The organism is Streptomyces sp. NPDC023573, from assembly GCF_055559735.1.
Map to the genome: position 1 here is coordinate 495,067 of NZ_JBVHKB010000005.1, position 22,630 is coordinate 517,696.

General features: G+C 68.2%; 25 protein-coding genes and 1 pseudogene. 16 read left to right on the forward strand and 10 right to left on the reverse strand.

Features of this window, described 5'->3' with window-relative positions; genetic code table 11:
- Positions 1-119: 119 nt before the first annotated feature.
- A complete protein-coding gene (locus ACZ32T_RS19255) occupies positions 120-1,355 on the reverse strand; it encodes an NAD(P)-dependent malic enzyme (RefSeq protein ID WP_467266178.1) in 1,236 nt (411 codons plus the stop codon).
- 522 nt (positions 1,356-1,877) lie between these two features.
- Between ACZ32T_RS19255 and ACZ32T_RS19260 the strand changes: the two genes are divergently transcribed.
- Genes ACZ32T_RS19260 through ACZ32T_RS19270 form a run of 3 tightly spaced genes read left to right on the forward strand, consistent with a single transcriptional unit; the run spans position 1,878 to position 4,566 of the window.
- Positions 1,878-2,837: an ABC transporter substrate-binding protein gene (locus tag ACZ32T_RS19260; protein ID WP_467266180.1), complete on the forward strand. Its 960-nt coding sequence runs from the start codon at positions 1,878-1,880 to the stop codon at positions 2,835-2,837.
- Positions 2,838-2,866: 29 nt separating this feature from the next.
- Entirely contained in the window at positions 2,867-3,808 is a 942-nt protein-coding gene (locus tag ACZ32T_RS19265; protein WP_467266183.1) for an amino acid ABC transporter permease, read from the forward strand.
- Entirely contained in the window at positions 3,805-4,566 is a 762-nt protein-coding gene (locus tag ACZ32T_RS19270) for an amino acid ABC transporter ATP-binding protein (RefSeq protein ID WP_401514113.1), read from the forward strand. Before ACZ32T_RS19265 ends, ACZ32T_RS19270 begins: the two co-directional genes overlap by 4 nt.
- A gap of 70 nt (positions 4,567-4,636) precedes the next feature.
- Here the strand turns inward: ACZ32T_RS19270 and ACZ32T_RS19275 are convergent, their stop codons facing one another.
- Positions 4,637-5,398: a class I SAM-dependent methyltransferase gene (locus ACZ32T_RS19275; protein WP_467367913.1), complete on the reverse strand. Its 762-nt coding sequence runs from the start codon at positions 5,396-5,398 to the stop codon at positions 4,637-4,639.
- A gap of 88 nt (positions 5,399-5,486) precedes the next feature.
- Here ACZ32T_RS19275 and ACZ32T_RS19280 point away from each other — a divergent pair, with 88 nt between their 5' ends.
- Positions 5,487-6,116, forward strand: a complete 630-nt coding sequence (locus tag ACZ32T_RS19280) for a CGNR zinc finger domain-containing protein (protein WP_356711728.1) — start codon at positions 5,487-5,489, stop codon at positions 6,114-6,116.
- Here the strand turns inward: ACZ32T_RS19280 and sodX are convergent.
- On the reverse strand, positions 6,020-6,457 hold the full coding sequence (gene sodX, locus ACZ32T_RS19285) for a nickel-type superoxide dismutase maturation protease (RefSeq protein ID WP_356711730.1): 438 nt from the start codon (positions 6,455-6,457) through the stop codon (positions 6,020-6,022). The two genes, ACZ32T_RS19280 and sodX, sit on opposite strands and share 97 nt — an antisense overlap.
- A gap of 179 nt (positions 6,458-6,636) precedes the next feature.
- On the opposite strand from sodX, the gene sodN reads away from it, so the two are divergent.
- Positions 6,637-7,032, forward strand: coding sequence for a superoxide dismutase, Ni (gene sodN, locus ACZ32T_RS19290; RefSeq protein ID WP_033298259.1), 396 nt, complete (start codon positions 6,637-6,639; stop codon positions 7,030-7,032).
- A gap of 7 nt (positions 7,033-7,039) precedes the next feature.
- Here the strand turns inward: sodN and ACZ32T_RS19295 are convergent, their stop codons facing one another.
- Positions 7,040-8,194: a tyrosine-type recombinase/integrase gene (locus ACZ32T_RS19295; RefSeq protein WP_467367915.1), complete on the reverse strand. Its 1,155-nt coding sequence runs from the start codon at positions 8,192-8,194 to the stop codon at positions 7,040-7,042.
- Between the two features lie 24 nt (positions 8,195-8,218).
- Complete coding sequence (locus tag ACZ32T_RS19300) at positions 8,219-8,719, reverse strand: helix-turn-helix transcriptional regulator (RefSeq protein ID WP_100561490.1); 501 nt, start codon at positions 8,717-8,719, stop codon at positions 8,219-8,221.
- A 120-nt stretch (positions 8,720-8,839) separates the two neighbouring features.
- Between ACZ32T_RS19300 and ACZ32T_RS19305 the strand changes: the two genes are divergently transcribed.
- The 4 genes and pseudogenes from ACZ32T_RS19305 to ACZ32T_RS19320 all read left to right on the forward strand — a co-directional run bounded on the left by ACZ32T_RS19305 (position 8,840) and on the right by ACZ32T_RS19320 (position 13,191).
- Positions 8,840-9,034 carry a helix-turn-helix transcriptional regulator gene (locus ACZ32T_RS19305; protein ID WP_030628141.1) on the forward strand — a complete coding sequence of 65 codons (195 nt, stop codon included), beginning with the start codon at positions 8,840-8,842 and terminating at the stop codon, positions 9,032-9,034.
- 143 nt (positions 9,035-9,177) lie between these two features.
- Positions 9,178-10,618: pseudogene (locus ACZ32T_RS19310) on the forward strand (DUF3631 domain-containing protein).
- 313 nt (positions 10,619-10,931) lie between these two features.
- Positions 10,932-11,501 carry a hypothetical protein gene (locus ACZ32T_RS19315; RefSeq protein WP_467368048.1) on the forward strand — a complete coding sequence of 190 codons (570 nt, stop codon included), beginning with the start codon at positions 10,932-10,934 and terminating at the stop codon, positions 11,499-11,501.
- Entirely contained in the window at positions 11,491-13,191 is a 1,701-nt protein-coding gene (locus tag ACZ32T_RS19320; protein ID WP_467367919.1) for a relaxase/mobilization nuclease domain-containing protein, read from the forward strand. Before ACZ32T_RS19315 ends, ACZ32T_RS19320 begins: the two co-directional genes overlap by 11 nt.
- Positions 13,192-13,449: 258 nt before the next feature.
- Here the strand turns inward: ACZ32T_RS19320 and ACZ32T_RS19325 are convergent, their stop codons facing one another.
- A complete protein-coding gene (locus ACZ32T_RS19325) occupies positions 13,450-14,103 on the reverse strand; it encodes a TetR/AcrR family transcriptional regulator (RefSeq protein ID WP_467367921.1) in 654 nt (217 codons plus the stop codon).
- A gap of 106 nt (positions 14,104-14,209) precedes the next feature.
- Here ACZ32T_RS19325 and ACZ32T_RS19330 point away from each other — a divergent pair, with 106 nt between their 5' ends.
- From ACZ32T_RS19330 to ACZ32T_RS19345, 4 genes are all read left to right on the forward strand, one after another.
- The gene (locus tag ACZ32T_RS19330; protein WP_467367923.1) at positions 14,210-14,392 is read left to right on the forward strand and encodes a hypothetical protein; all 183 of its coding nucleotides are present in this window, start codon (positions 14,210-14,212) and stop codon (positions 14,390-14,392) included.
- 58 nt (positions 14,393-14,450) lie between these two features.
- Positions 14,451-14,852, forward strand: coding sequence for a VOC family protein (locus ACZ32T_RS19335; protein ID WP_467367925.1), 402 nt, complete (start codon positions 14,451-14,453; stop codon positions 14,850-14,852).
- A gap of 59 nt (positions 14,853-14,911) precedes the next feature.
- Complete coding sequence (locus tag ACZ32T_RS19340; RefSeq protein WP_329232762.1) at positions 14,912-15,169, forward strand: hypothetical protein; 258 nt, start codon at positions 14,912-14,914, stop codon at positions 15,167-15,169.
- 97 nt (positions 15,170-15,266) lie between these two features.
- Positions 15,267-15,614, forward strand: a complete 348-nt coding sequence (locus ACZ32T_RS19345; RefSeq protein WP_467367928.1) for a DUF1330 domain-containing protein — start codon at positions 15,267-15,269, stop codon at positions 15,612-15,614.
- A 144-nt stretch (positions 15,615-15,758) separates the two neighbouring features.
- Here ACZ32T_RS19345 and ACZ32T_RS19350 read toward each other — a convergent pair whose 3' ends face one another.
- From ACZ32T_RS19350 to ACZ32T_RS19365, 4 genes are all read right to left on the reverse strand, one after another.
- Entirely contained in the window at positions 15,759-16,304 is a 546-nt protein-coding gene (locus ACZ32T_RS19350; protein ID WP_329232758.1) for an HAD domain-containing protein, read from the reverse strand.
- 15 nt (positions 16,305-16,319) lie between these two features.
- The gene (locus ACZ32T_RS19355; RefSeq protein WP_329232756.1) at positions 16,320-17,012 is read right to left on the reverse strand and encodes a class I SAM-dependent methyltransferase; all 693 of its coding nucleotides are present in this window, start codon (positions 17,010-17,012) and stop codon (positions 16,320-16,322) included.
- Position 17,013: 1 nt separating this feature from the next.
- Complete coding sequence (locus ACZ32T_RS19360; protein WP_467367932.1) at positions 17,014-17,925, reverse strand: phosphotransferase family protein; 912 nt, start codon at positions 17,923-17,925, stop codon at positions 17,014-17,016.
- Between the two features lie 75 nt (positions 17,926-18,000).
- On the reverse strand, positions 18,001-18,750 hold the full coding sequence (locus tag ACZ32T_RS19365; protein ID WP_467367934.1) for a hypothetical protein: 750 nt from the start codon (positions 18,748-18,750) through the stop codon (positions 18,001-18,003).
- A gap of 223 nt (positions 18,751-18,973) precedes the next feature.
- On the opposite strand from ACZ32T_RS19365, the gene ACZ32T_RS19370 reads away from it, so the two are divergent.
- From ACZ32T_RS19370 to ACZ32T_RS19380, 3 genes are all read left to right on the forward strand, one after another.
- Positions 18,974-20,329, forward strand: coding sequence for a helix-turn-helix domain-containing protein (locus ACZ32T_RS19370; protein WP_467367936.1), 1,356 nt, complete (start codon positions 18,974-18,976; stop codon positions 20,327-20,329).
- Position 20,330: 1 nt separating this feature from the next.
- The gene (locus tag ACZ32T_RS19375) at positions 20,331-20,861 is read left to right on the forward strand and encodes an NUDIX domain-containing protein (RefSeq protein ID WP_467367938.1); all 531 of its coding nucleotides are present in this window, start codon (positions 20,331-20,333) and stop codon (positions 20,859-20,861) included.
- Positions 20,862-21,193: 332 nt separating this feature from the next.
- Positions 21,194-22,285, forward strand: a complete 1,092-nt coding sequence (locus tag ACZ32T_RS19380) for a hypothetical protein (protein WP_467367940.1) — start codon at positions 21,194-21,196, stop codon at positions 22,283-22,285.
- Positions 22,286-22,630: the final 345 nt, after the last annotated feature.

Below are 22,630 nucleotides of genomic sequence, written 5' to 3' on the forward strand. Positions count from 1 at the left end.
CCATGACGATAGGCCGTGACGCCTCGTGACGTAACCGTCCAAGGGTGTGACACGCGCCGCGCGCGTGACGGGGCGGGGGAGCGGAGCCCGCACAGCGGATTCCGCTCCCCCGCCTTGTGTCAGCGCCGCGCGACGCCCTCCGCGCGGGCGGCCGCGGCCACCGCGGCGGTGACGGCGGGGGCGACCCGCTCGTCGAACGGCGACGGGATCACGTAATCCGCGGCCAGCTCGTCACCCACGACATCCGCCAGGGCGTTCGCCGCGGCGATCTTCATGCCCTCGGTGATCCGGGAGGCGCGCACCTGCAGCGCGCCCGCGAAGATCCCGGGGAACGCCAGCACGTTGTTGATCTGGTTCGGGTAGTCCGACCGCCCGGTGGCCACCACGGCCGCGTACTTGTGCGCGACATCGGGGTGGACCTCGGGGTTCGGGTTGGCCATGGCGAACACGAACGCGCCGGGTGCCATCGAGGCCACGGCCGGCTCGGGGACCGTACCGCCGGAGACTCCGATGAAGACGTCGGCGCCGGCCAGCGCCGCCTCAAGGGAGCCGGTGATGCCGGCGCGGTTCGTGAGCCCCGCCAGCTCGCGCTTGACGTCGGTGAGATCGTCGCGGTCGGCGCTGACGATGCCCTTGCGGTCGGCCACGGCGACATCGCCGATGCCCGCTTCCAGCAGGAACTTCGCGATGGCGACACCCGCCGCGCCCGCGCCGGAGATGACGGCGCGCAGATCACCGAGCGTCCGGCCGGACAGCTTCGCCGCGTTGCGCAGAGCCGCGAGGGTGACCACGGCGGTGCCGTGCTGGTCGTCGTGGAAGACCGGGATGTCGAGGCGCTCCTGCAGTTTGCGCTCGATCTCGAAGCACCGGGGTGCCGAGATGTCCTCCAGGTTCACTCCGCCGAAGGACGGCGCGAGGCGCACGACGGTGTCGACGATCTCGTCGGCGTCGGTCGTGGCCAGCGCGATCGGCACCGCGTCGACACCGCCGAACTGCTTGAAGAGGATCGCCTTGCCCTCCATCACCGGGAGGGACGCCTCGGGACCGATGTCCCCCAGACCGAGGACGGCCGTGCCGTCCGTCACGACGGCCACGACCTGCGATTTCCACGTGTAGTCGTGGACGAGCTCGGGATTGTCGGCGATTGCGCTGCACACCTTGGCGACACCGGGCGTGTAGGCGAGGGACAGGTCGTCCTTGTCGCGGATCGGGACGGTGGCCTGCACGGCCATCTTCCCGCCGCGGTGGAGGGCGAACGCCGGATCGAAGAGCTCGTCCGCACTGCCGAGCCCTTCCGCACCGGCCTCGCCGTGTGTCTTGCTGTCGCTGCGAGGATTGACGATCTCCGCTGCCATTGTGTTGACCCCTTAAGTCTTCATCAGTTGAGGGTGGCCACTCCTGGTTGAGGAGGGGTGGGCGGGCACCGCGTACGTTCCCGGCACTGAGCGGTTGGACCGCTCCGGCAGGGGAGACACATACGCGCGGGCGCGCCGCACACGCGCCCTGAGCCCCGGATGAGGGGTGTAAAGGTCTTTCTTACCGGACGGACCGGGCCTCTTACGAGTCGGTATCGACTCGGTGACATGACTCATAGCCGAATATCTGGACAAGTCCACTAAGGCCCACAAAGGCCGTCCGTAGGTCGAGACGCACCGGAGATTCTCCGGAGGGGCACGCACTTTCCAGCAGATGGTCCGGCCTTGCCGTGTCGGCCCGTTGAGGTTCGGGGGTCGCCCGTTACCCGATTTTGACATGACCGGCCCCCTGTTTGGGTGAGTCCGAATGGCAAGATGCCCTAATCACACGAGGTGGCGGCACTCGAAGGTGCGTGCGTATCCACCCCACCAGCATTCCCTCACCGCCGGAGGATTCCGATCATGACCGCAAGCACCCTCTGTCGTACGACCGCGAAGTCCCGGATTGCCGCGGTCTGCGCAGTCGCGGTCGCCGGCACTCTGCTGCTGACCGCCTGTGGCGACCAGACCGACAGCGCGACCAAGAAGGAGTCCGGCGCGAGCGCCACCGAGGAGGCACCGCTGGCCGATCTGCTCCCCCAGTCCGTCAGGGACAAGGGTGAGATCAAGGTCGGGTCCGACATCGCCTACCCGCCGGTCGAGTTCAAGGACGAGTCCGGCAAGACGGTCGGTATCGACCCCGACCTCGGGGACGCCCTCGGCAAGCAGCTCGGCGTGAAGTTCGTCTTCGAGAACGGCACCTTCGACACGCTGCTCACGGGCCTGCGCTCGAAGCGCTACGACCTCGCGATGTCGGCCATGACCGACACGAAGGACCGCCAGGAAGGCGTCGACTCCGAGACGAAGAAGAAGGTCGGCGAGGGCGTCGACTTCATCGACTACTTCACCGCCGGCGTCTCCATCTACACCAAGAAGGGCGACGACAAGGGCATCAAGACCTGGTCGGACCTCTGCGGCAAGAAGCTGGTCGTGCAGCGGGGCACGGTCTCCCACGACCTCGCCAAGGCCGAGAGCGCCAAGTGCGGCAGCAAGGGCAAGATCTCCGTCCAGGCGTTCGACAACGACCTGGAGGCCCAGACCCGGCTCCGCGGCGGCGGCGCCGACGCGGGCTCCTCCGACTTCCCGGTCGCCGCCTACGCGGTGAAGACCTCGGGCGGCGGCAAGGACTTCCAGCTGGTCGGCGAGCAGGTCGAGGCGGCCCCGTACGGCATCGCCGTCGCCAAGGGCAACGACGAGCTCACCAAGGCCATCGAGGCGGCCCTGAACGCGGTCATCAAGAACGGCGAGTACGGGAAGATCATCGAGAAGTGGGGCGTCCAGGCCGGCGCGGTCACCGAGGCGAAGATCAACGGCGGGTCCTGACCGGAGACCGGCGCTGAAAGGCGACATCTGTGACTGACATCAAGAAGGCGGGCCCGGCGGACACCCCGCCCACCCCGTCGGCGGGGCCGGAGGCGATCAAGGCCGTCCCGGTACGTCACTACGGCCGGTACGTCTCCGCGGTCGTCGCGCTCGGCCTGCTGGCCTCGCTCGTCTACGCGTTCGCCCAGGGCGACATCAACTGGAACGCGATCCCGGACTACTTCTTCGACGACCAGATCCTCGAAGGGGTCAAGAACACCGTCATCATCACGGTCCTCTCGATGATCATCGGTGTCGTGCTGGGCATCGTGCTCGCCGTGATGCGGCTCTCCAAGAACCCGGTCACGACGTCCATAGCCTGGGGCTACATCTGGTTCTTCCGCGGCACCCCGGTCTACGTGCAGCTGCTGGTCTGGTTCAACCTCGGCATCGTCTTCGAGTACATCAACCTCGGGCCGATCTACAAGGACGAGTGGTCGTCCTTCATGACGCCGTTCCTCTGCGCGCTGCTCGGCCTCGGGCTCAACGAGGCCGCGTACATGGCGGAGATCTGCCGGGCCGGACTCCAGTCGGTCGACGAGGGCCAGACGGAGGCGGCGCACGCCCTGGGCATGAGCCACGGCAAGACGCTGCGCAGGATCGTCGTACCGCAGGCGATGCGCGTCATCGTCCCGCCCACGGGCAACGAAGTCATCAACATGCTGAAGACCTCGTCCCTGGCGGTCGCCGTCCAGTACACCGAACTCCTGCGTTCGACCCAGAACGTGTCGCAGACCTCCGGTGCCACCGTGGAGATGCTGTTCCTGGCCGCGGCCTGGTACATGATCCTCACCTCGATGCTCAGCATCGGCCAGTACTACCTGGAGCGGTACTACGCGCGCGGCTCCAGCCGCAGCCTGCCGGACACCCCGTTCCAGAGGATCAGGGCCAACATGCTCTCGCTGGGCCGCCCGAAGGGAGGCGCCGCATGAGCGCCATGGTGAAGGCCGAAGGCGTGCACAAGTCCTTCGGCCCCGCGCACATCCTCAAGGGCATCGACCTGGAGGTCGCCCCGCGTGAGGTCTTCTGCCTGATCGGCCCGTCCGGCTCCGGCAAGTCGACGTTCCTGCGGTGCATCAACCACCTGGAGAAGGTCAACGCCGGGCGGCTGTACGTCGACGGCGACCTGGTCGGCTACCGCCAGAAGGGCGACAAGCTCTACGAGCTCAAGGACAGCGAAGTCGCACTGAAGCGCCGGGACATCGGCATGGTCTTCCAGCGCTTCAACTTGTTCCCGCACATGACGGCCATCGAGAATGTCATGGAGGCGCCGATCCAGGTCAAGGGTGAGGCCAAGGCCGTCGCCCGGGCCCGCGCGGAGCGGCTGCTGGACCGGGTCGGCCTGTCCGACAAGGCGAAGAACTACCCGTCCCAGCTCTCCGGTGGTCAGCAGCAGCGGGTGGCCATCGCCCGCGCCCTGGCCATGGAACCGAAGCTGATGCTCTTCGACGAGCCGACGTCGGCGCTCGACCCCGAGCTGGTCGGCGACGTGCTGGACGTCATGCGCGGCCTGGCCGAGGACGGCATGACGATGATCGTCGTCACGCACGAGATGGGCTTCGCCCGCGAGGTCGGCGACGCGCTGGTCTTCATGGACGACGGCGTGGTGGTCGAGTCCGGCCACCCGCGCGACGTCCTGACGAACCCGCAGCACGACCGGACGAAGTCCTTCCTGTCGAAGGTGCTGTAGTACCTTCGCGGACCTTGCGCACCGGGAACGAGGGGCGGCTCCGGCCGCCCCTCGTTCGCGTTCGCGCGCCCTACTTCACGGCGAGGACCATGGTGTCCGACGGTGACGCCCAGACCGCCCGGGCCTCGCCGAAACCGGCCTCGCGGAGGGTACGGGCGTGCCACTGCGGAGAGGGCATGTCACCGTCCGCGTGCTCGCCGTAGATCTCGAACCGCTCGGCGGTGGGCCCCGCGAGGACCGGGTCCTTCGCCATCAGGGCCCACCACTCGCGCCAGTCCACCGCACCGGCGGCCTTGGCCCGGTCCATGGCCGCGTGCCGGTGGGCGCGTTCGGCGGCGTTGATGCGGGGGGTGCCGGTGTCGATCATGTGGTCGGCGTTCATGAAGACCCCGCCGTCCCTGACCAGTCCGCCGATCTGCCCGTACAGGGCGGCGAGGGGCTCGCTGTGCAGCCAGTGCAGGGCGGTGGCCGTGAGCACGGCGTCGTACGACGTGTGCGGAAGCCGCTCGGTCCAGGTGGCGTCCTTCAGGTCCGCGGTCACGAAGGTGACCCGGTCGTCCCCCTCGAAGGTTCCGCGCGCGATGGCGAGCAGCGCGGGGTCGAGGTCGACACCGGTACTGGTGGCCTCGGGGAACCGCTTGAGGAGCCGGTCCGTGATACTGCCCGTACCGCACGCCAGGTCGAGCACTCTCGGTCCGGGCCCCACGACGGCCTCGACCATGTCCAGCATCACCCGGAACCGCTCCTCGCGGTCCGGCATGTACCACTCCTGCTGCCGGTCCCAGCTCGCCTGCCAGGACTGCCAGTCGGTGCCCGTAGCCGTATCCGCCATCCCAACCTCCACGTAATACCCAGTGTTCATCATCGACCATTACACTGGTCGACACAGCGACCATAGACCGACGCCGTAAGGACTACAAGTGGAACTGGCCTATTACTCGGATTACGCCGTGCGTCTGGTCAACACCGAGGAGCCGGCCCGCAACAAGGACTCCCTCACCACCGTCGACTGCATCCGCGAGCTGTTCGGTCCCAACGCCCAGGCGGCCCGGCGTGCCACGGACGCCGATGTGACGCGCTTCCGCTCCGTGCGGGCGCGGCTGCGCGCGGTGTTCGAGGCGGCCGACGGCGGCGACGAGACACTCGCGGTCGACCTGCTCAACTCACTGCTGCTGGAATTCCCGGTCAGCCCGCAGATCTCCGGCCATGACACCCGTGACGAGGACGGCAAGCCGGACTGGCACATGCACCTGGCCGATCACCCGTCGAACGCGACGGCCGGCTTCGCCGCCATCGCGGCGATGGGCCTCGCCTTCCACCTCACCACGCACGGCGTGGACCGGCTCGGCCTCTGCGAGGCGGCTCCCTGCCGCAACGCCTACCTCGACACCTCCACCAACCGCTCCCGCCGCTACTGCTCCGACCGCTGCGCGACCCGCGCCAACGTGGCGGCCTACCGGGCCCGCAAGCGGCTGGAGGCCGACCGCACGGGCGAGACGCGGCGCACCGCGGAGACCGCCCAGCCCAGCAGCCCGAGCACCGACCGCTGATCCTTCCCCAGCGGCCGGTAGCGGGCCCGGACGCGGGCCAGTACGAGCTCTTCGGGCACCGCCCCGTAGTCCGTGCTGTCCCCGCCGGCGTACGAGTTGTCGCCCAGCACCCACCAGCCGCCGCCGCGCCGCTCGGTGGCCCGCTTGACGACCAGCAGGTCCTGCTGCAGCGGATGACGCAGGATCACCACGTCCCCCGGGCGCACCGGCGCCCCGCGCTGCACGAGCAGCAGGTCGCCGTGGTAGAGCGTGGGCACCATCGACGGCCCCGTCACCTCCACCACCTGGAACGGCTTACGCGCCGCCCGCCCGCTCCACGGTTCCTGTGCCGGTTCCGGCATCTGTGGCACCTCCCGGTCCATCCTCCAGCACACGGCAGCGCACACCGCTCCGTATTTCGGTCGCCGGTCTCATCCTCACCCCGGACTTTTGGCCTAAGCCCTAGGGGGCAGACGCAAAAACAGGCTCCCTACGGAGTAATGTCCCACCTGAGAAGACGATCACGAGGAAGGACAGCTCCATGCTTTCCCGCCTGTTTGCCCCCAAGGTGAAGGTCAGCGCCCACTGCGACCTGCCCTGCGGTGTGTACGACCCGGCCCAGGCCCGCATCGAGGCGGAGTCCGTCAAGGCCGTCCAGGAGAAGTACCAGGCCAATGAGGACGCGGACTTCCGCACGCGCGCCGTTCTGATCAAGGAACAGCGTGCCGAGCTCGCGAAGCACCACGTCTCGGTGCTCTGGAGCGACTACTTCAAGCCCCCGCACTTCGAGAAGTACCCGGAGCTGCACCAGCTGGTCAACGACACCCTGAAGGCGCTCTCCGCGGCCAAGGGTTCGAACGACCCGGCCACGGGCCAGAAGGCTCTGGACCTGATCGCCCAGATCGACAAGATCTTCTGGGAGACCAAGAAGGCTTGATCTCTGGTTAGGCCGTCTGACCTGCGGTTTCGCTGGTCATGTCGCCTACCTGTCCGCACCCGGTCCGCAGGCCGCCGAGAACGGCGTCCTTCACGGACCGGGTGCGGTCTTCTTCGCCCGGCCACAGGTGCGCGTAGATCCGCAGCGTGATGACGGCGGACGCGTGGCCGAGGACCATCTGGACCTGCTTCACGCTCGCCCCGCCCGCGATGAGCGCGGAGGCGTAGAAGTGCCGCAGGTCGTGGGTCACCATGTGCGGCAGCCCGACGGGCTTGCGGCCCTCACGCTTGGCTGCTTCGCTCTCCGCCGCCTGGAGCGCCCTACGTGCGCAATTCCACTCGGTTTTCCAGCGGCGGTAGTTGAGCGGTTCCCCCTCCTCCATCGTGAACAGCCACTCCGTGGAGGGGCGCGCGGCGAGGTGCCCGAGGAGCGCGTCGGTGACGACCTCCCCGACCGGAACCGTACGCCGGGACTTCGCGGTCTTCGGCGGGCCGATCTTCCCCGACTGGAGCCGCTGCCGCTCCACGCGAATGCTGCCGGCCTTGAAGTCGACGTCCGACACCTTCAGGCCCAGCAACTCACCTATGCGCAAGCCTGACCCTGCGAGCACGACGACGGCTGCCCGGATGTACGGCGGCATCACGCGTGCCATGGCCTCCACCTGGGCGACGGTGGGCGGAGTGACCTCCTCGTCCGGCATGACCGGAAGGGTGATCCGGCGGCACGGAGTGGATGCGATGACCTTGTCGTCCACGGCCGCGGTCATGACGCGCACGAGGACGTCGTGGACGTTCCGGACGCTGCCGGGGCCGAGTTGGTCGGACAGGTGCTTGAAGAGCACCTGTATGTCATTACGGCGTATCGCCGCCAGTGAGCGGGCGCCCAACGCCGGTACGAGGTGGAGCCGGAGCGCGTTATCGGTGATGCGCTCACCCGCCTCGCTCGCGATGAGCGAGCCCTGCCACCTCTCGGCGTACTTCTGGAACGTGATGCGACCGGCGCGCGGGTCGACGTACTGCCCGGTGACCACGCTGGTCGTGACTTCGTCGAGCCAGCGCTGGGCGTCGATCTTGCGGTCGAAGTGGCGGGCGTGCTCCTTGCCGTCGAGGTCGCGGTAGCGGGCGCGCCATTTGCCGTTGGGGCGCTTCTGGATGTTCGCCAAGTGGCTTCTCCTCTGTGCTGGTTGTCAGTAGTGGCCCCCGTCCTCGATGTCGCCGCTGAGGACGCGGGCGTCTCGCTCGTCCCCCATGAGGCGGAGGCATTGCTCATGGATCGCCCGCGAGCTGTCCGGGTGGGCCTTGATGTGGCCGGCGACGGCGACCACGGCACGGTGCAGACGGTCGCGGGCGTCACGGGTTTCGTAGAACGCTTCGACGGCTTCCTGGACGAGCCGTCGGCTGTCGACGTCGAGCCCTTCGAGGGGCGGCGACATCAGCTCTTCGAGGGGGAGCTCAAAAACGCGGGAGAAGGCGAGCGCCTCGTCGAGGTTGATCCGGCGACGGGGTGAGCCGTTCTCGATGCGCCAGACGGCCGTCTGATTCATCTTCACGCCGGCTCTGGTCACCCGTTCGGCCAGCTCGGTCGTGCTCCACCCTCTGACCTCGCGCTCCAGGGCCACGCGGCCCGCCACGTTGCCTTCGCTGTAGAGCAGCGGCACTTCGCCACCCTCGGCCTTCTCGCTTGCCATCGAACCTCCATCGCGACCGTCGCTATCCAAATTGAAACACGGGCTTCCCGGTTTGGCTAACCTCCGATCATGAGGTACTGATTATGCATATCGAATCGTCGCCTAGCCGAATGGGAACACATGCGATACCTGACCACCGCCGAGGTAGCCGAGCGCTACCGCACCGCCGAGAGCACCGTCCGCTACTGGCGCCAGCTCAAGAAGGGGCCGCGCGGCATCAAGGTCGGCAAGCGGGTGCTCTACCCCGAGGCCGAACTGCTGCGCTACGAGCGCGCGCTGATCGACGGCGGAGACGAGTGGGGCCTGGCCTCATGAGCCGCCGGACCGCCCGGACACAGGAACGGCCCTCGGCGCGCCTACGCCGAGGGCCGGAGATCCCCTTGCACCTCGCCCATCCCTGAACGAACTGGTCGGGGGCGAGACCTTGCCCGTCTCGCCCCCACCTGAGAGGAACATCTATGAAGGACCCTACGTCCCCCGCCACCTCGAAGGCATCCGGTGTTGCCTGGCCACCGATCGCGGTCCCGGGCCAGGGTCTGCCTCGCGACCGAGAAGCACTCCCCGCCATCGGAGGCCCGCCCGCCGATGCTCCGAGCCGGAGCTCACGCGATTCGCGACCTGCCGAAACTAGTGCCCCGACAACAGCGTCGGACAGCGCAGGCATTCCTGGTCCAGGCGGACCAGAGTCCCAAGATAGCGGCGGGTCGGCAGGCGCAGGCAGCGCGCTGCTGGACGACCTCCGTACGGCGATCGGGCGGTACGTGGTGCTGCCGAGCGACGAGGCCCTGACCGCGGCCACCCTCTGGGTCGCGGCCTCCCACATCCAGCCCGGCCTCCAGCACGCGCCACGGCTGGCGGTGGTCGGGCCGACCAAGGGGTGCGGCAAGTCCCGCCTCCTGGACGTCCTCTACGAGACCGTCCACCAGCCGATGATGACGGTCAACACCTCCCCCGCCGTCGTCTTCCGCGTCATCGGCAAGAACCCGCCGACGCTGCTGGTGGACGAGGCCGACACCATCTTCGGCCCCAAGGCGGGCGACAAGGAGGACCTGCGCGGCCTTCTGAACGCCGGGCACCAGCGCAACCGGCCCGCCTGGCGGATCTCCGGGCCGGAGCACAAGCCGACCGCGTTCCCCACCTTCGCCATGGCGGCGCTGGCCGGCATCGGCGACCTGCCGGACACGATCATGGACCGGGCGATCGTCATCCGCATGCAGAAGCGCAAGCCGGGTGAGCGGATCACCCCGTTCCGATCGCGATACTCCGTACCGGAACTGCACGCGATTCGCGACCGGCTGGCCGACTGGCTGATCCCGCAGCGCGGCACCGTCGCGGGCTCGGTGCCGAAGATGCCCGTCGAGGACCGCGCCGCCGACACATGGGAGCCGCTCGTCATCGTCGCCGACCTCGCCGGCGGGCACTGGCCCGCGCTGGCACGTGCCGCCTGTCTGGCGATGACGCGCAACGAGGTGGTCCAGGACGAGCAGACGACGCTGAAGACACGGCTGCTGCGTGACATCCGCCGCGTCTTCGACCAGGAGGGCAGCAAGGAGGCACTGCGCAGCCAGGACCTGCTCGCCGCCCTCATCCAGGACGCCGAGGCCCCGTGGGCCGAGTACGGCACCAAGGGGCTCAACGCCTACCACCTGGCGAATCTGCTGCGCGACTTCGGCATCAGCCCGGCCAACCACCGGTTCGAGAACGGCAGGCAGGCCAAGGCGTACGCCCGCAACCAGTTCGTGGACGCCTGGGCCCGCTACTGCCCCGACCCCGCCCCGTCGGCACCCACCGCCGAGGCCCCGGCACGTCCGGCCCAGGGCAGGCCGCCCGCCCCTCCGTCCCGGGGCGCTGCCCACCGGCCCGCCGGGAAGGCCCGCAGGGCCCAGGCCCACTCGCTGACACCAGGTCCGCATCAATCCGTCGCATCCGTCCCCGCGCAGGTCAGCGCGGGGACGGATCTCCTCGCCGTTACGGATCGATCCGTACCTGCGGCCCTCTCCGTACCTGTGCTGGCCAGCCACGCGACGGATGCGACGGATGCGACGGCACCACCCCTCACGACTGACGGAGCACCACCATGCCCGAATCGAACTCCGACGACACCACCTCCCGCCGCCGTAGGAGCCTGTTCAGGCTCACCCGACGACCAGCAGCAAGCTGGAGCGAACGAGCCTCTAACGAGGCTTCGTCCGCGCTTGCCCCCGCCCCAGGGGTGGCGGAGGACAAGGCCGAGCGCCAGGGGGCGCCCGAGCCGGAGGAGGGGGTGGCCGAGGGCTCCGGCCAGCCCGCAGCCGACTCCGCTCCTCGCAGTACGCCGGCCGATGCCCCACCGCTTGTCGAGCAGCCCTCCTGGCGGGATCTCGACGCCCCCGCCCTGCCCGCGCAGATGAACCGCAAGCGCACCGTGGAGAAGCGCGACCAGGAGAAGACCATCCGCTTTACACGCACCGCAGTCCAGGTGATCAGCGCCGCCGCTCACCAGCGCGGTCAGAGGTTCGCCGGATTCGTCGGGGACGCAGCCCTGGCTGTTGCGCAGGGCAAGGCGGCGATGGTCGGCAGCCCGGAGGACGATCCTCTCCGCCCGCTGATCGAGGCCGTCGAGGCGCACACCGTCGCGCTGAACCGCATCGGCGGCAACCTCAACCAGATCACCGCAGCCATCAACCGAGGAACCGTGCCCGAGCACGCCGAGACGGTTCTCGACCGCGTCGAGCAAGCAGCACAGAACAGCTTCCACCTCATCGACCAGCTCCTCGCGAACGGCACGCCCCATGGTTCCTGACGTCTCCACCGGCTCCGACAGCCGCGGACTGATCGCCTACCTCTTCGGCCCTGGGCGCCGCGACGAGCACACCAACCCCCACATCGTCGCCGCATGGGACATGGCCGGCGCTCCCGACCCCGGCCGCGACCCGGCAGCCACCTACTCCCAGCTCGCCAGGCGACTCGACCACCACGTCGATCTCCGCACCCGCGAGCTAGGCGGCAAGAAGCCACCGCAGCACGTCTGGCACTGCCCGGTCCGCACCGCGCCCGGCGACCGCTACCTCACCGACGCCGAGTGGGCCGAAGTCGCCCGCCGCGTCGTGCACGCCACGGGCATCGCCCCCGACGGCGACGAGCGGGCCTGCCGATGGATCGCGGTACGCCACGCCGAAGACCACATCCACATCATGGCCACCACCGTCCGCGCCGACGGACGCCGCCCACGCACCCACCAGGACGGCCGACGAGCTCAGGCCGAGTGCCGTCGGATCGAAGCTGAGTTCGGTCTGCGCCGCCTGAAGTCCGGCGACCTCACCGCGCCCCGCACCCCCACCGGTGCCGAACGCGCCAAGGCCGAGCGCCAGGGCCAGACCGTGACGGCACGGCACTGGCTGCGCGAGCGGGCATACGCGGTCGCCGCCGCAGTACACACCGAAGCCGACTACTTCACCGTGCTGCAGTCCCTCGGCATCAAGGTCAAGACACGCCTCGGCCCCGAGAGCGGCGACGTGATCGGCTACAGCCTCGCCGCACCCGGCGACACCAACAGCGCTGGCGAACCCATCTGGTACGGCGGCTCGAAACTCGCCCCCGACCTCTCCATCAACCGCCTCCGCGAACGCCTCCCCGACCAGGAGGTAACCGACCGCCCCAGGTTCGCGGCAGATCCCGCCGAGCCGTGGCAGCACACCATCACCGCGATTCAGACGGCGCACTTCGCCCTCGACTCCGACGACCATGCCGCCGCCCAAGGCCAGCTCGCCGCCTTCGGCGACGTCCTCTACAACATCGCCAGCGCCACACCCGGCCCGCACCGCGCAGAGCTACGCGCAGCGGCCTCGGCGTTCAACCGCGCCCGTCGCTCCGCCACCCGCGCCGACCACCAAGCAGCCCACGCCCTGCGCCAAGCCGCCAAGGAACTCGCCTATGCCTCCAACGAACCCGGCGGACTCGCCATAGCCCTACTCTTCGCCACCGTGCACCTGGCCCGCGCCGCCGCCAAGTGGCACGAGCAGCGCGGCCACGAACAGCAGGCCGCAGCCGCCGACGAAGCCTTCCACCACCTCCAGGCCGGCTACGAGCAGGCCGCCGCGCCCGCCTTGGCGGAGCTTGCCCACCCTGCACCACAAGCCGCGACCGCCAGCCGCTTCGAGCGGGACGTGCGCGCCGCCCTCCCCGACCACGCCGACCGAATCCTCGCCGACCCCACTTGGACCGCCCTGACCACAACCCTGGCTCAAGCCGAAACCGCCGGCCACAACCCTCGACGTCTCCTGATCGAAGCGAGCGCCCAACGAGAGCTCGACAGCGCCGAGCGCCCCGCTGAGGTCCTCAACTGGCGTATCGCCGCCCAACCGAACCGGCGGACGCAAGCAGCTCGCAGCCGAAGCACCCTGAGGAGCGTCTCGCCCGAGTCCGCCGTCATCCGTCCTTCGACCTCACCACCGATAGGCAGCAGGTCCGAAGAACGCAGTCGAAGCCGCTAAGCCCGCCAGCCGCCCCACCACTGGCCATGGTGGGCCGTTGAACGTCTGAGTGCGTGCGAGGGGCAGCAATCCGAGCCGGGCCTGTCGCCGAGTGCTCACGGGCCTTGCCCCTCCGGAGAGCCCCCGCGGAGCCCTCCGCCACAAGCGGTCAGGCCGGAGGAGCCGCAGTGTCTACTCAAACAGCATGAGCGTCTCTGCTGAATCACGTTTGCCGCCAGGGTCCGGGCTGTGCCGGAACGCCGACGAGCGACGCGTGGCTCACGCCACGGCGTAGTCGGCGAGCGAGGGTTCCAACAGGCCGAAGGCGGTGTCCGCCTCCACGATGACAGTGGCGGAGATCCGGGCGTTGCCCTCGCCGACGAGAGTGAGCTCCTGGATGCGCTGGAAAAGGGTGCGGTGCACGGACCCGAGCAGGGCGGCGGCGGTGCGGGGGGCGATGTCGCCGCGGGATGCGCCGACGGCGTCGGCCAGGGCATCGGCCAGGGCTGCCTCGCGCAGGTCGTGCAGATCGCGCAGGCGAGCGGAGAGGGTGGGGCTGTCGGCGACCATGCGGGCGAAGTCGGGGCCGGAGAACCCGGCGACCGGGTTGGCATCCGTGGCCGCGTCCAGGAAGGCGCGGCGCAGGGCCGACAGGGCCGACTCGCCGACCCGACGGCCCGTCACGGTGTGGGCCAGGGAGGCGGTGAAGGCGTCCTGATGGTCCAGTGCCAGGTCCTCCTTGCGTGGGAAGTAGTTGGTCACCGTCTTCTTCGCCACCCGTGCGGCGGCGGCGATCTCGGCGATGGTGGTCCGCTCGAAGCCCTGGGTGAGGAACAAGCCGGTGGCGACGTCGGAGATGAGCTGCCGGGTCTCTTGCTTCTTCGATTCCCGCAGGCCGGCAGGGGGTGCGGACGAGGTGGCGTTTGTAGTCATGAGGCAATCTTACCCTCGTGGCATTTATATGTTGACTCCCCGCCGAGGTTCGGGTTAAGTTTACGTCCGTCGCAAGTTTTTCACGAAACTAAGAATGGATGTGCCCATGCTCGAACTCCGCCCTGTCGCCGTTCTCATCGCACCCGTCAAGATCGGCCCGGTCCTGACCGAGCGCACCAGCCGCACCCCGTCACTGCCTCGCGGAAAGCGCCCCACCCGCGCCATCCCCGCTCCCACCCGCCAAGTTCCCCCGAAGGCCCCCAATCTGCCGCGCCGCTCCGGCTACTGACCTGCACCCACCCGGCACCCGTCCTTTCGCCTCCCGGAAACCACAGAGGAGAATCACCTTGCAGATCACCGCCTCCACCGTCTCGCTCACCGTCGACGACGTCGCCGCCTCCCAGGCGTTCTTCACCACCCGCCTCGGCTACACCGAGCAGGCCGCCGCCGACGGCTTCGCCTCGCTCACCCGGCCGGACGCGGCCGCCGACATCGTCCTGCTCGCCGGCGGCATCGAGATACTGCCGCCCGAGCAGCGGGACCAGCGCGCCTCCGGCCTCATCCTCGCCTTCACCCTCACCGCCGGAATCGAGGAGGAGGAGAAGCGGCTGCGCGCCGAGGGCGTGGACATCACCATGCCGCTGCGCGAGGAACCCTGGGGCGAGCGGCTCTTCCAGGTCACCGATCCCAACGGCGTGATCGTCCAGTTCGTCGAGTGGGTCACGCCGTCCAGCTCTGAGAACGCCTGACAACCCTCCACCCCGCGTGGCCACATCGCATCCACACTCGGCACCACACGCCCCTCATCATGTGGGACAACCCGCAACCCGGCAGCCGCGGCATCCTTGCCCGCTCGGCAAGGTTCATCCGGTCGTGGATGCCGCACCAGATCGAGGTGTTCACCTCGATGCGGCTCGTGAAGGTCATCGTGTGGAAGGCGGAGAGCGCCGGCAGCTTCAGTCCGGCAGCCACCATCTTCCCCAGCGCGATATTGATCAGAGCGACTGGGCGGTTCGTCTACGCGGCCTCGTTGCGGAACACCGCCTCAGCGATCTGCCCTGCCTGAAACTGCGTGTACTTCGCCCACCCGCTGGCGCGCCTCAGCACGTTGCCGCTCAGCGGTGCGGCTCGTCTCGTGCAGCCCGACCGACCGTAAGGACGCCATGCCCGCCTACGCCATAGCTCACCTGCAAGAGGCCGCACCACACCCGGAGATCGTCGAATACATCGAGCGCATACCCGCCACCTTCGAAGCGTACGGCGGCCGCTTCCTCGTGCACGCCACCCAGCACGAGGTGAAGGAGGGCAGCTGGCCCGGACACGTCGTGGTGATCGGCTTCCCCGGGATCGCCGAGGCGCGGGCCTGGTGGGACTCACCCGCCTACCAGGCGATCGCACCGCTGCGCTCACGGCACATCGAAGGCGACATCATCCTGGTCGAAGGCGTTTCCGAGGACTACGACCCGACCGCCACCACAAAGGCTATGAGGGAGGCGCTGCCTGCCGATTAAGCCCGGGCCCCAGGCTGCAGAGCCCGCCTCCGCCGGCCCGAGCTCGTGAACAGACTCACCCCCCGAGGCCCAACAGGCGAGGTACGGCTCGTCGGTTCCGCCTATGCGTCGGTCGCAACAAGGTGACATCGAGGCCAGGAGTATTCAGGCGGCGTCGCCCGCCGACACCCGAGACACCCACGACGCAGCCTCTTTCAGATGTCCCGGCTGCAGTCCCACGTACGGATCAGGCTCGATGAGGAGAGTCGCCACTCCCCGGGCGGTGCGCTCCGCAGCCCAGTCGTAGTCAAGGCTGCTGAAGTCGTCATCGATCCATACGGTCAGAGCTTGGCCCAGCCACGCGTCGACGTGATCGCGCTTCCACAGGTAGCCGTTGGGATGGCTGGTGGTGATCGGCAGGCGCGGGAGGTCGACGTACGGCAGGTCTGGCAGGCCCAGGAGGGGTCCGATGAGGGTGGCGGCATCCTGCCGCCAGCTGGTGCACCAGACCGGGGTGAACAGGCCGGTGCGGATGACGTCCAGGAGCAGGCGGCCGTGCTCGGGGTTGAGCCAGACGGTGACCGGGTTGTCGGCGCTCCGGCCTTCGGGGACTACGTCGTGGCGAGTGTGGGTGGCCGGGGTCGAACCGTCTGCGGCGGGGAAGGGTATGAGGACGCCGTCGACATCGAGGAGCAGGTAGGACGAGCGCATCGGTTCCTCCAGCGGTCAGAGCTTGTGGGCGCGGATCAGCAGAGTGGCGGGCGAGCGGCCCATACGGAGGTCGTGGAACTCCTCTGCGGAGCTGAGGCGGAAGCCGCTCCGGCTGAGGTGCCGCTCCCAGCGTTCGGCGTCGAACTCCCAGCGGGCGATGGGGAGACGGGTGCGGTCGGGCAGAGTGACGAAGTCTCGGCGAGGCCGGTCGTCGCCGGAAGCGCCGCGCCCACGGCGCTGCGGGTGCGGGACGGAGAAGGCGAGCACCCGACCGGGCTTGAGGCGTTGAGCGATGGCTGCCAGCAGGAGCTCGGGAGCGACGAGCCCCACCGCGCCGAAGACGGAGTAGATCGCGTCGAACTGCTCGTCGGAGGCGTGCAGATAGTGCAGAGCGTGCCCGGCAACGAAACCGAGGTTGTTCAGTCGGCCGTAATGGGAGCGGGCGCGGCGAACCTGAAGTCCGACGAAGTCGACGCCGGTGACGTGAGCACCGTGGCGGGTGGCGAGGTGGGCGGCGTTGTGGCCGGGGCCGCAGCCGAGTTCCAGTAGGCGCTTGCCGCGTGGGGCCGGGCCGAGGATCTCGGCGGCGGGGCCTTGGCCGGGTCTCGTGGTCCATTCCATCCGGGCGGGCACGGCCAAGGGTTCGGCGAGCCCGGCGGCGGTGCGCTGGATGGCGTGGGCGTGCCACGGCGAGGTCTGGGCGAGCACGTCAGATCTCCAGGAGGTGGAGCACGTCGGTGAGGTGGCGGCGGACGACCTTGATGTAGCCGGGGTCGGTGGCAGGGTCGTTGATCCAGCGAACCGACTGCTCCATGAACCACTCGACGGCCCACATGCGGTGCCAGCCCAGCGCCCAGTTCTCGGCGGTCAGCCCGCCCCGCGAGACGAGAGCGTCCGGAGTGCCGCCGGCAACGACGTACTGCTCCAGAAAGACGCGCAGCCGCAGGGGATGCGGAGGCTCGATGGTCCCGTGCCAGCTGGCGAGGTCGAGCAGGCCGGGGCCGGTGAAGGCGCGGGCGAAGTCGAGCAGCCACCACCCGCGCTCGCCGACATGCAGGCTGGTGGGGTGGAACTCCGAGTGCACCCATCCGAAGGGCGCCAGCGTCGCTCCGGCCGAGCGAGCTTCCGCGGCCTGAGCGATTCGGTCGAGCGCCTTCTCGACATCGTCGGCGTCCTGCCACCGGTCGGCCTTGCGTAGCCGTTCGAGATGCTCCAGCGCTCGGACGGGCAGCATACGTAGCCGCTCCTGGTCGAGGACCGGCAGGGCGGAAGCCGTACGGGTGCTGTGCAGGACCACAGCCGCGGCGACGCCGTCGAGGTCATCGGCATCGCGGGCGGACGGCCCGAGATCTTCCATGAGCATCCCGAGCCAGCCGTCGAGAACGGCGGAGGTGTGGAGCTGGGGCACGGCGACGCCAAGCGTGCGGGCCAGGCGAAGGGCTTGGTCCTCGCTGTCGAAGGGCTTCTTGGCGTACTTGAAGATGGCCGTGGAGCCTTCGGGGAAGGTGACGCGCTCGACGCCGGACATAGACCACACCCGCACCTCCTCCCGTCGGACAGTGGGCTGGCCGGTCGCGGTGAGCAGGTTGTCGAGGAGTTCGGCGCTGGGGTTCGTGGGCATGTGAGGGCTCCGGGGGATGGTGGCGTCCGGGGCGGGCGAGGGAGGCCGGCCCGCCCCGTAGCTTGATCGGGTGGGTTACGCGGCGGGATTCACGCGGTGGGCGTAGACCTGCTCGATCCAGCCCGCCTTGAACGCGGCGAGGTCGTCGCGGAACCTGGCCATCGACGCCCCGTAGGGCGCGACCACGCCGCCGGACTGGTCCGGCACGGACTGGCAGCCGTGCACGAGCCGGCCGCCGAGGGCGGCGTGGGCCTTGATCGACTCGATCCGGCGGTGCTCGTTGAACCAGCCACCGTGGTAGACCTCGTCGAGCATCCCGCCCATCTCGTCGTCCAGGTCGAAGACGACGGAGGTGGCGGCCGGGAAGAACCAGCACGGGCCGACGTTGGAGATGTGCCCGTCCAGCTCGACCTTGTTGAGAGCCATCAGCGTGGCCGCCTCACGGAGCATCCGCAGGTGGTCGGCGGTGATCTGCGGGAGACCGAGGTCGGCGAGGTGCTCGTCGCGGAACAGGTACGCGTACACCTCGTACGCGGTGGCCAGCACGCGGGCCGCGTCGGAGGTGGACTCGCCGTGGTGCTTGGTGAAGTCGAGCGCGAGCTGCTCGACCGCGTTCTCGGTCGTCTCGTCCACGTCCAGGAGCTGGGTCTTGACCAGCTCCCAGTCGGCGACGAGCCAGGTGTTCGACTCGAAGCGAAAGAAGTACTCGGCCGGGTCGATGGTGATGCGCCGGCCGTCGACCTGGATGCCGGGCAGGCGGCTCCAGCGCGGGTCGAACGCCTCGGGCAGCTCGACCGTGATGGCCGTGGTGTCGATGGTGGTCACCGTGTCTCCGTCTCTGATCGGCCGGGTCCGGGCACAGGAGTGCCAGAACCCGGTTTGGACGTACGGAACTTCGGGGTGCCGCCCGGACCAAGGGGGAGCCTGGATTACGGTCACGCCGTTCCGGGCGGCTGCTGATAAGTGAACCTGTGGTCACGCTCAGTGGGTACGGTGGTGGGCAGTTGAAGCGGTATACGCGGTTTACAGCTCCGGGGTGGAGGTGGTCATGGCGGTGCACAGAGATGCCAACTCCCGTCTGCGGGATGCCATCGACGCGGCCGGATGCACCTACGAGGCGCTCGCGAGAGACGTGCGTCGCGTGGCCGCCGAGAACGGCGAGATGCTCCAGACCAACAAGTCGGCCGTCTCGCACTGGGTGAACGGCACCCGCGCCCCGTCAGGGCAGGTGGGTCAGTACCTGGCCGAGGCTCTGTCCCGCCGAGCAGGACGCACGATCACCCGGACCGAGATCGGTCTGCATGCCGGTGACGCCGAGGAGCCGGTGGAGGCCGATCCAGTCCTCGCCGTCACCGACCTCGGCCGCGCCGATGTCGAACGCCGCCGCTTCCTCGCCATCGCAGCCTTCACCACCGCCGGCGTCGCCATGCCCCTCAGCCACGACCACGAGGCCACCGCCCGCATGCTCCGCGCCCGCACCGGCACGTCCCTCGTCGGCGCGGACGACGTGGACGTCGTACGTCAGATCACCACCGCCTTCAGCGCCGCCGACGAACGCCTCGGCGGCGGGCACGGTCTGACCACCGTCTGCGCCTACCTCGCCGACACCGCCGCCCCTATGCTGCGCGGACGCTTCCCCAGCGAAGTCTTACGCCGAGCCGCCTTCGGAGCCGTCGCCGAACTCGCCTACCTGGCCGGGTGGAAGCACCACGACCTCGGTCAGGAAGGCGCCGCCCAACGCTACTACCAGGTCGGCTATCAGCTCGCCTGCGAAGCCGACCCCCAAGGCCACGCCGCCTGGATGATGCGCGCCCTCGCCCACCAGTCCCTCAGCCTCAAGCAACCCCACCACTGCGTGGACCTCGTCAAAGGAGCCCTCGCCCGCAGCCTCGGCCACGTGGACGGCCAGACCGAAGCCCTCCTCCACATCACGCACGCCCGCGCCTACGCAGCCGTCGGCGAGAACCCATTGGCCGCCCGCGCTCTCCTCGCCGCCGAAGACGCCCTCCTGCGCGAGGACGGGCCCCAGCCCAGCTTCTCCCGTGTCAGCGGCCCCGCCGCCGGCACCGTGGCCAGCCACACCGCACGCACGCTGACCGACCTCGCCGACCACATCGGCACCGAGCAACAACACCGCGACGCCCTCATCCGCTGGGACCCCGACAAGTACAAGCGCGTACACGCCCTCACCCACGCCGACCTCGGCGACAGCCTCGCCGCCCAAGCCCGAGCCGACGAAGCCGTCGCCGCATGGACCCAGACCCTGGTCCTCATGGAGGGCATGACCTCCCACCGCACCCGCAAGGCGATCACCTCGATCCGCTCCACCCTCGCCGTCTACCAGCGCCGACGCGTCCCGGGAGCTGCGGATCTCGCCCGCCGCGCCCGCGAGGCCCTCGCCTAACATGCCCAACAACCGCCCCGACGAAGGGAATCCCGTGGCTCCGCAGACCGAAAACCGCCCCCCAGCCCTCAAGCCGGCACTCGACTCGATGACACTGCTTGTCGCGGCCGTCATCGTCCACGACAAGGCCACCAACCGCGTCGTGCTCCTCCAGCGCGGCGAAAATGCCAAGTTCGCCCAGGGCCTGTGGGACCTCCCTGTCGGCAAGAGCGAACCGGGCGAGCCCATCACTGAGACGGCAGTCCGCGAGCTCTACGAGGAGACCGGCCTCACGGTGAAGCCCGAGTCCCTCAAGGTCGCCCACATCATCCACGGCGCCTGGGGCGTCGAAGCACCCAACGGCTTCCTCACAGTCGTCTTCGCCACCCACGAATGGACCGGCGAACCCGAAAACCGCGAACCCCGCAAGCACGCCCAGGTCCGCTGGGTCGATGCCAAAGCCATCCCCGAGAACTTCGTGGAAACCACCTCAAGCGCCCTCCATCGCTACCTCGCGGGAGGCCCAGCCGTCTCCGTGGATGGCTGGCGATAGAAAGGTGCGGCGCCCAGCGAGGGCTGAAGTGGCCAGATTTGGACCCTTTCTCTTCTATGTAGCCGCAGCCGCTATAGCCATTGTTCGGAGCTTCGGCACTACTGCCACATCCGAGAATTCCGTTGTATGCTTTGCAGGTGACACTGTCAAATAGCGAACCCTCCTCTATTTCGATTAACACCATGCGGGCAAGTTTTGCTGTGCGTTGGTCCCCTGGTATGTCAGCCGGAGAGCACATTTCCGCATCAGTAGGAAGCGCTCTGGGCGGGGAACCAGTCGCCGCTCGTGTAGTCCTGCAAGTCATCAGGCCCGCAAATGGGAACCATGAAACCATGATGCTTTCCCATGTGGCGGAGATGGTCACCGGCAGCGGACCAATGCACCCATTGATTGCCGATCTGGCGACTGGCAGTTGGGGCGAGCCACTTTGCCTCGCCACAGTCATGTGCGAACTCCCAAGGGTCGCAGACGTAATTTGGGATTCCGCCGATGGTGAGCCCTTCACCGTCAGCTACTCTGGGCTCAGCCGGATGGGGGATCTCGCTTTGGACCTCACCTCCGAAGCCATGAGAGTCATGCTGGACGCCACAGATTCCCCGGGCTCGGTAGGTCCTCTTTGCCGAGCCGACCTCGTGGGTGCAGGCGCATTCAGGTTCGGCGTGGACCACGATCAGGAATATGTGCTACCGCTCCTGCCTCATACACCGATTGGAAGCTGGGGCACTAGCAGTCCCGGTCGCGAACTCACCGAAGAGGGCGGTGGCCTCTTCATTGCCGCTGAGGATTTCAGCAATTCATTCTCGAATATTCGGCGACTCAGATCTTGGGATGCACGCTTCTCCCATCGACTTTTCCGAGGCGAGTGGGCCGAAGCGGTCGTCGCATACGAAGCTTCCCAGGAACAGCTTCTCTGGCATATTTTCGAAGCTATCCTGATCGACCATAATTGGCGTCGGTCAGATTTTGAAATGCAGGATCTCCCCGGCAATAGCAGCAGCGTACTCTCTGCCATCCAAGCCCATCTCGGGGGCTCTTCAAAAGTGTGGGGACCTGCCAAGGATGCTTTCGCTAAAATCTGGAGAGCCAGGAACGACGTAATCCACCGAAGCATCGAGGTGGATTCGAAGGTTGTAACCGACCTGATGGAAGTAGGTTATCTAATTAAGGCTGCGATCGACGAACGCCTGAAGGATCCAAATGTCGCCGCGCGCCACCCCTTGACTTCATGGCTTCACGTACCAAATGTCGACTTCCCGCTGGGACCCAAGATCGAGGAAGCAGCTCGCCGCCTCCTGTCAAGCGTCAGGATCCTTGACACCAGGGAAATTAATGACATGACAGAGTTGCCCGCATCTCTTAATGCTGAAATTCCATACCGGAATTGCGGTGGGGGAAGCAAGAAGGATCAGTTGCTGAGTCGATGACAAGAAAGAAACAGTCGCTCAGTAGTTCACCAGCACGAGGGGCCGCAGCGCTTCATTACCCCGGGCGCCCGGTCGACTGCCTACGCAATCACCCGGCCAGTCCACGACAGTCCGCACACAGTCCGCAGGACACCCGATCAGGACCGTCGGACCCCATCGCCAACCATCAGCAAAAGGCCAGGTCAGCGCCCCACAGGGAAGATCCCCGCAGGTCACCGACCCGGCCCGTTACTTGGAGACCAAGAAGGCCTGACCTGCGGTCCTCTTCCGCGAGGCCGAACAACGACCGCACCCGGTCCGCCGCTGCCCCTGACGGGGTGGGACGGACCGGGTGCGGTCGTTGTT

Excerpts from the sequence above, each read along its gene's own strand:
- ACZ32T_RS19255 (WP_467266178.1), bottom strand. The coding sequence starts at position 1,355 with ATGGCAGCGGAGATCGTCAATCCTCGCAGCGACAGCAAGACACACGGC.
- ACZ32T_RS19260 (WP_467266180.1), top strand. The coding sequence starts at position 1,878 with ATGACCGCAAGCACCCTCTGTCGTACGACCGCGAAGTCCCGGATTGCC.
- ACZ32T_RS19270 (WP_401514113.1), top strand. The coding sequence starts at position 3,805 with ATGAGCGCCATGGTGAAGGCCGAAGGCGTGCACAAGTCCTTCGGCCCC.
- ACZ32T_RS19275 (WP_467367913.1), bottom strand. The coding sequence starts at position 5,398 with ATGGCGGATACGGCTACGGGCACCGACTGGCAGTCCTGGCAGGCGAGC.
- sodX (WP_356711730.1), bottom strand. The coding sequence starts at position 6,457 with ATGCCGGAACCGGCACAGGAACCGTGGAGCGGGCGGGCGGCGCGTAAG.
- sodN (WP_033298259.1), top strand. The coding sequence starts at position 6,637 with ATGCTTTCCCGCCTGTTTGCCCCCAAGGTGAAGGTCAGCGCCCACTGC.
- ACZ32T_RS19300 (WP_100561490.1), bottom strand. The coding sequence starts at position 8,719 with ATGGCAAGCGAGAAGGCCGAGGGTGGCGAAGTGCCGCTGCTCTACAGC.
- ACZ32T_RS19305 (WP_030628141.1), top strand. The coding sequence starts at position 8,840 with ATGCGATACCTGACCACCGCCGAGGTAGCCGAGCGCTACCGCACCGCC.
- ACZ32T_RS19320 (WP_467367919.1), top strand. The coding sequence starts at position 11,491 with ATGGTTCCTGACGTCTCCACCGGCTCCGACAGCCGCGGACTGATCGCC.
- ACZ32T_RS19325 (WP_467367921.1), bottom strand. The coding sequence starts at position 14,103 with ATGACTACAAACGCCACCTCGTCCGCACCCCCTGCCGGCCTGCGGGAA.
- ACZ32T_RS19330 (WP_467367923.1), top strand. The coding sequence starts at position 14,210 with ATGCTCGAACTCCGCCCTGTCGCCGTTCTCATCGCACCCGTCAAGATC.
- ACZ32T_RS19340 (WP_329232762.1), top strand. The coding sequence starts at position 14,912 with ATGTGGGACAACCCGCAACCCGGCAGCCGCGGCATCCTTGCCCGCTCG.
- ACZ32T_RS19345 (WP_467367928.1), top strand. The coding sequence starts at position 15,267 with ATGCCCGCCTACGCCATAGCTCACCTGCAAGAGGCCGCACCACACCCG.
- ACZ32T_RS19350 (WP_329232758.1), bottom strand. The coding sequence starts at position 16,304 with ATGCGCTCGTCCTACCTGCTCCTCGATGTCGACGGCGTCCTCATACCC.
- ACZ32T_RS19360 (WP_467367932.1), bottom strand. The coding sequence starts at position 17,925 with ATGCCCACGAACCCCAGCGCCGAACTCCTCGACAACCTGCTCACCGCG.
- ACZ32T_RS19370 (WP_467367936.1), top strand. The coding sequence starts at position 18,974 with ATGGCGGTGCACAGAGATGCCAACTCCCGTCTGCGGGATGCCATCGAC.
- ACZ32T_RS19375 (WP_467367938.1), top strand. The coding sequence starts at position 20,331 with ATGCCCAACAACCGCCCCGACGAAGGGAATCCCGTGGCTCCGCAGACC.
- ACZ32T_RS19380 (WP_467367940.1), top strand. The coding sequence starts at position 21,194 with ATGATGCTTTCCCATGTGGCGGAGATGGTCACCGGCAGCGGACCAATG.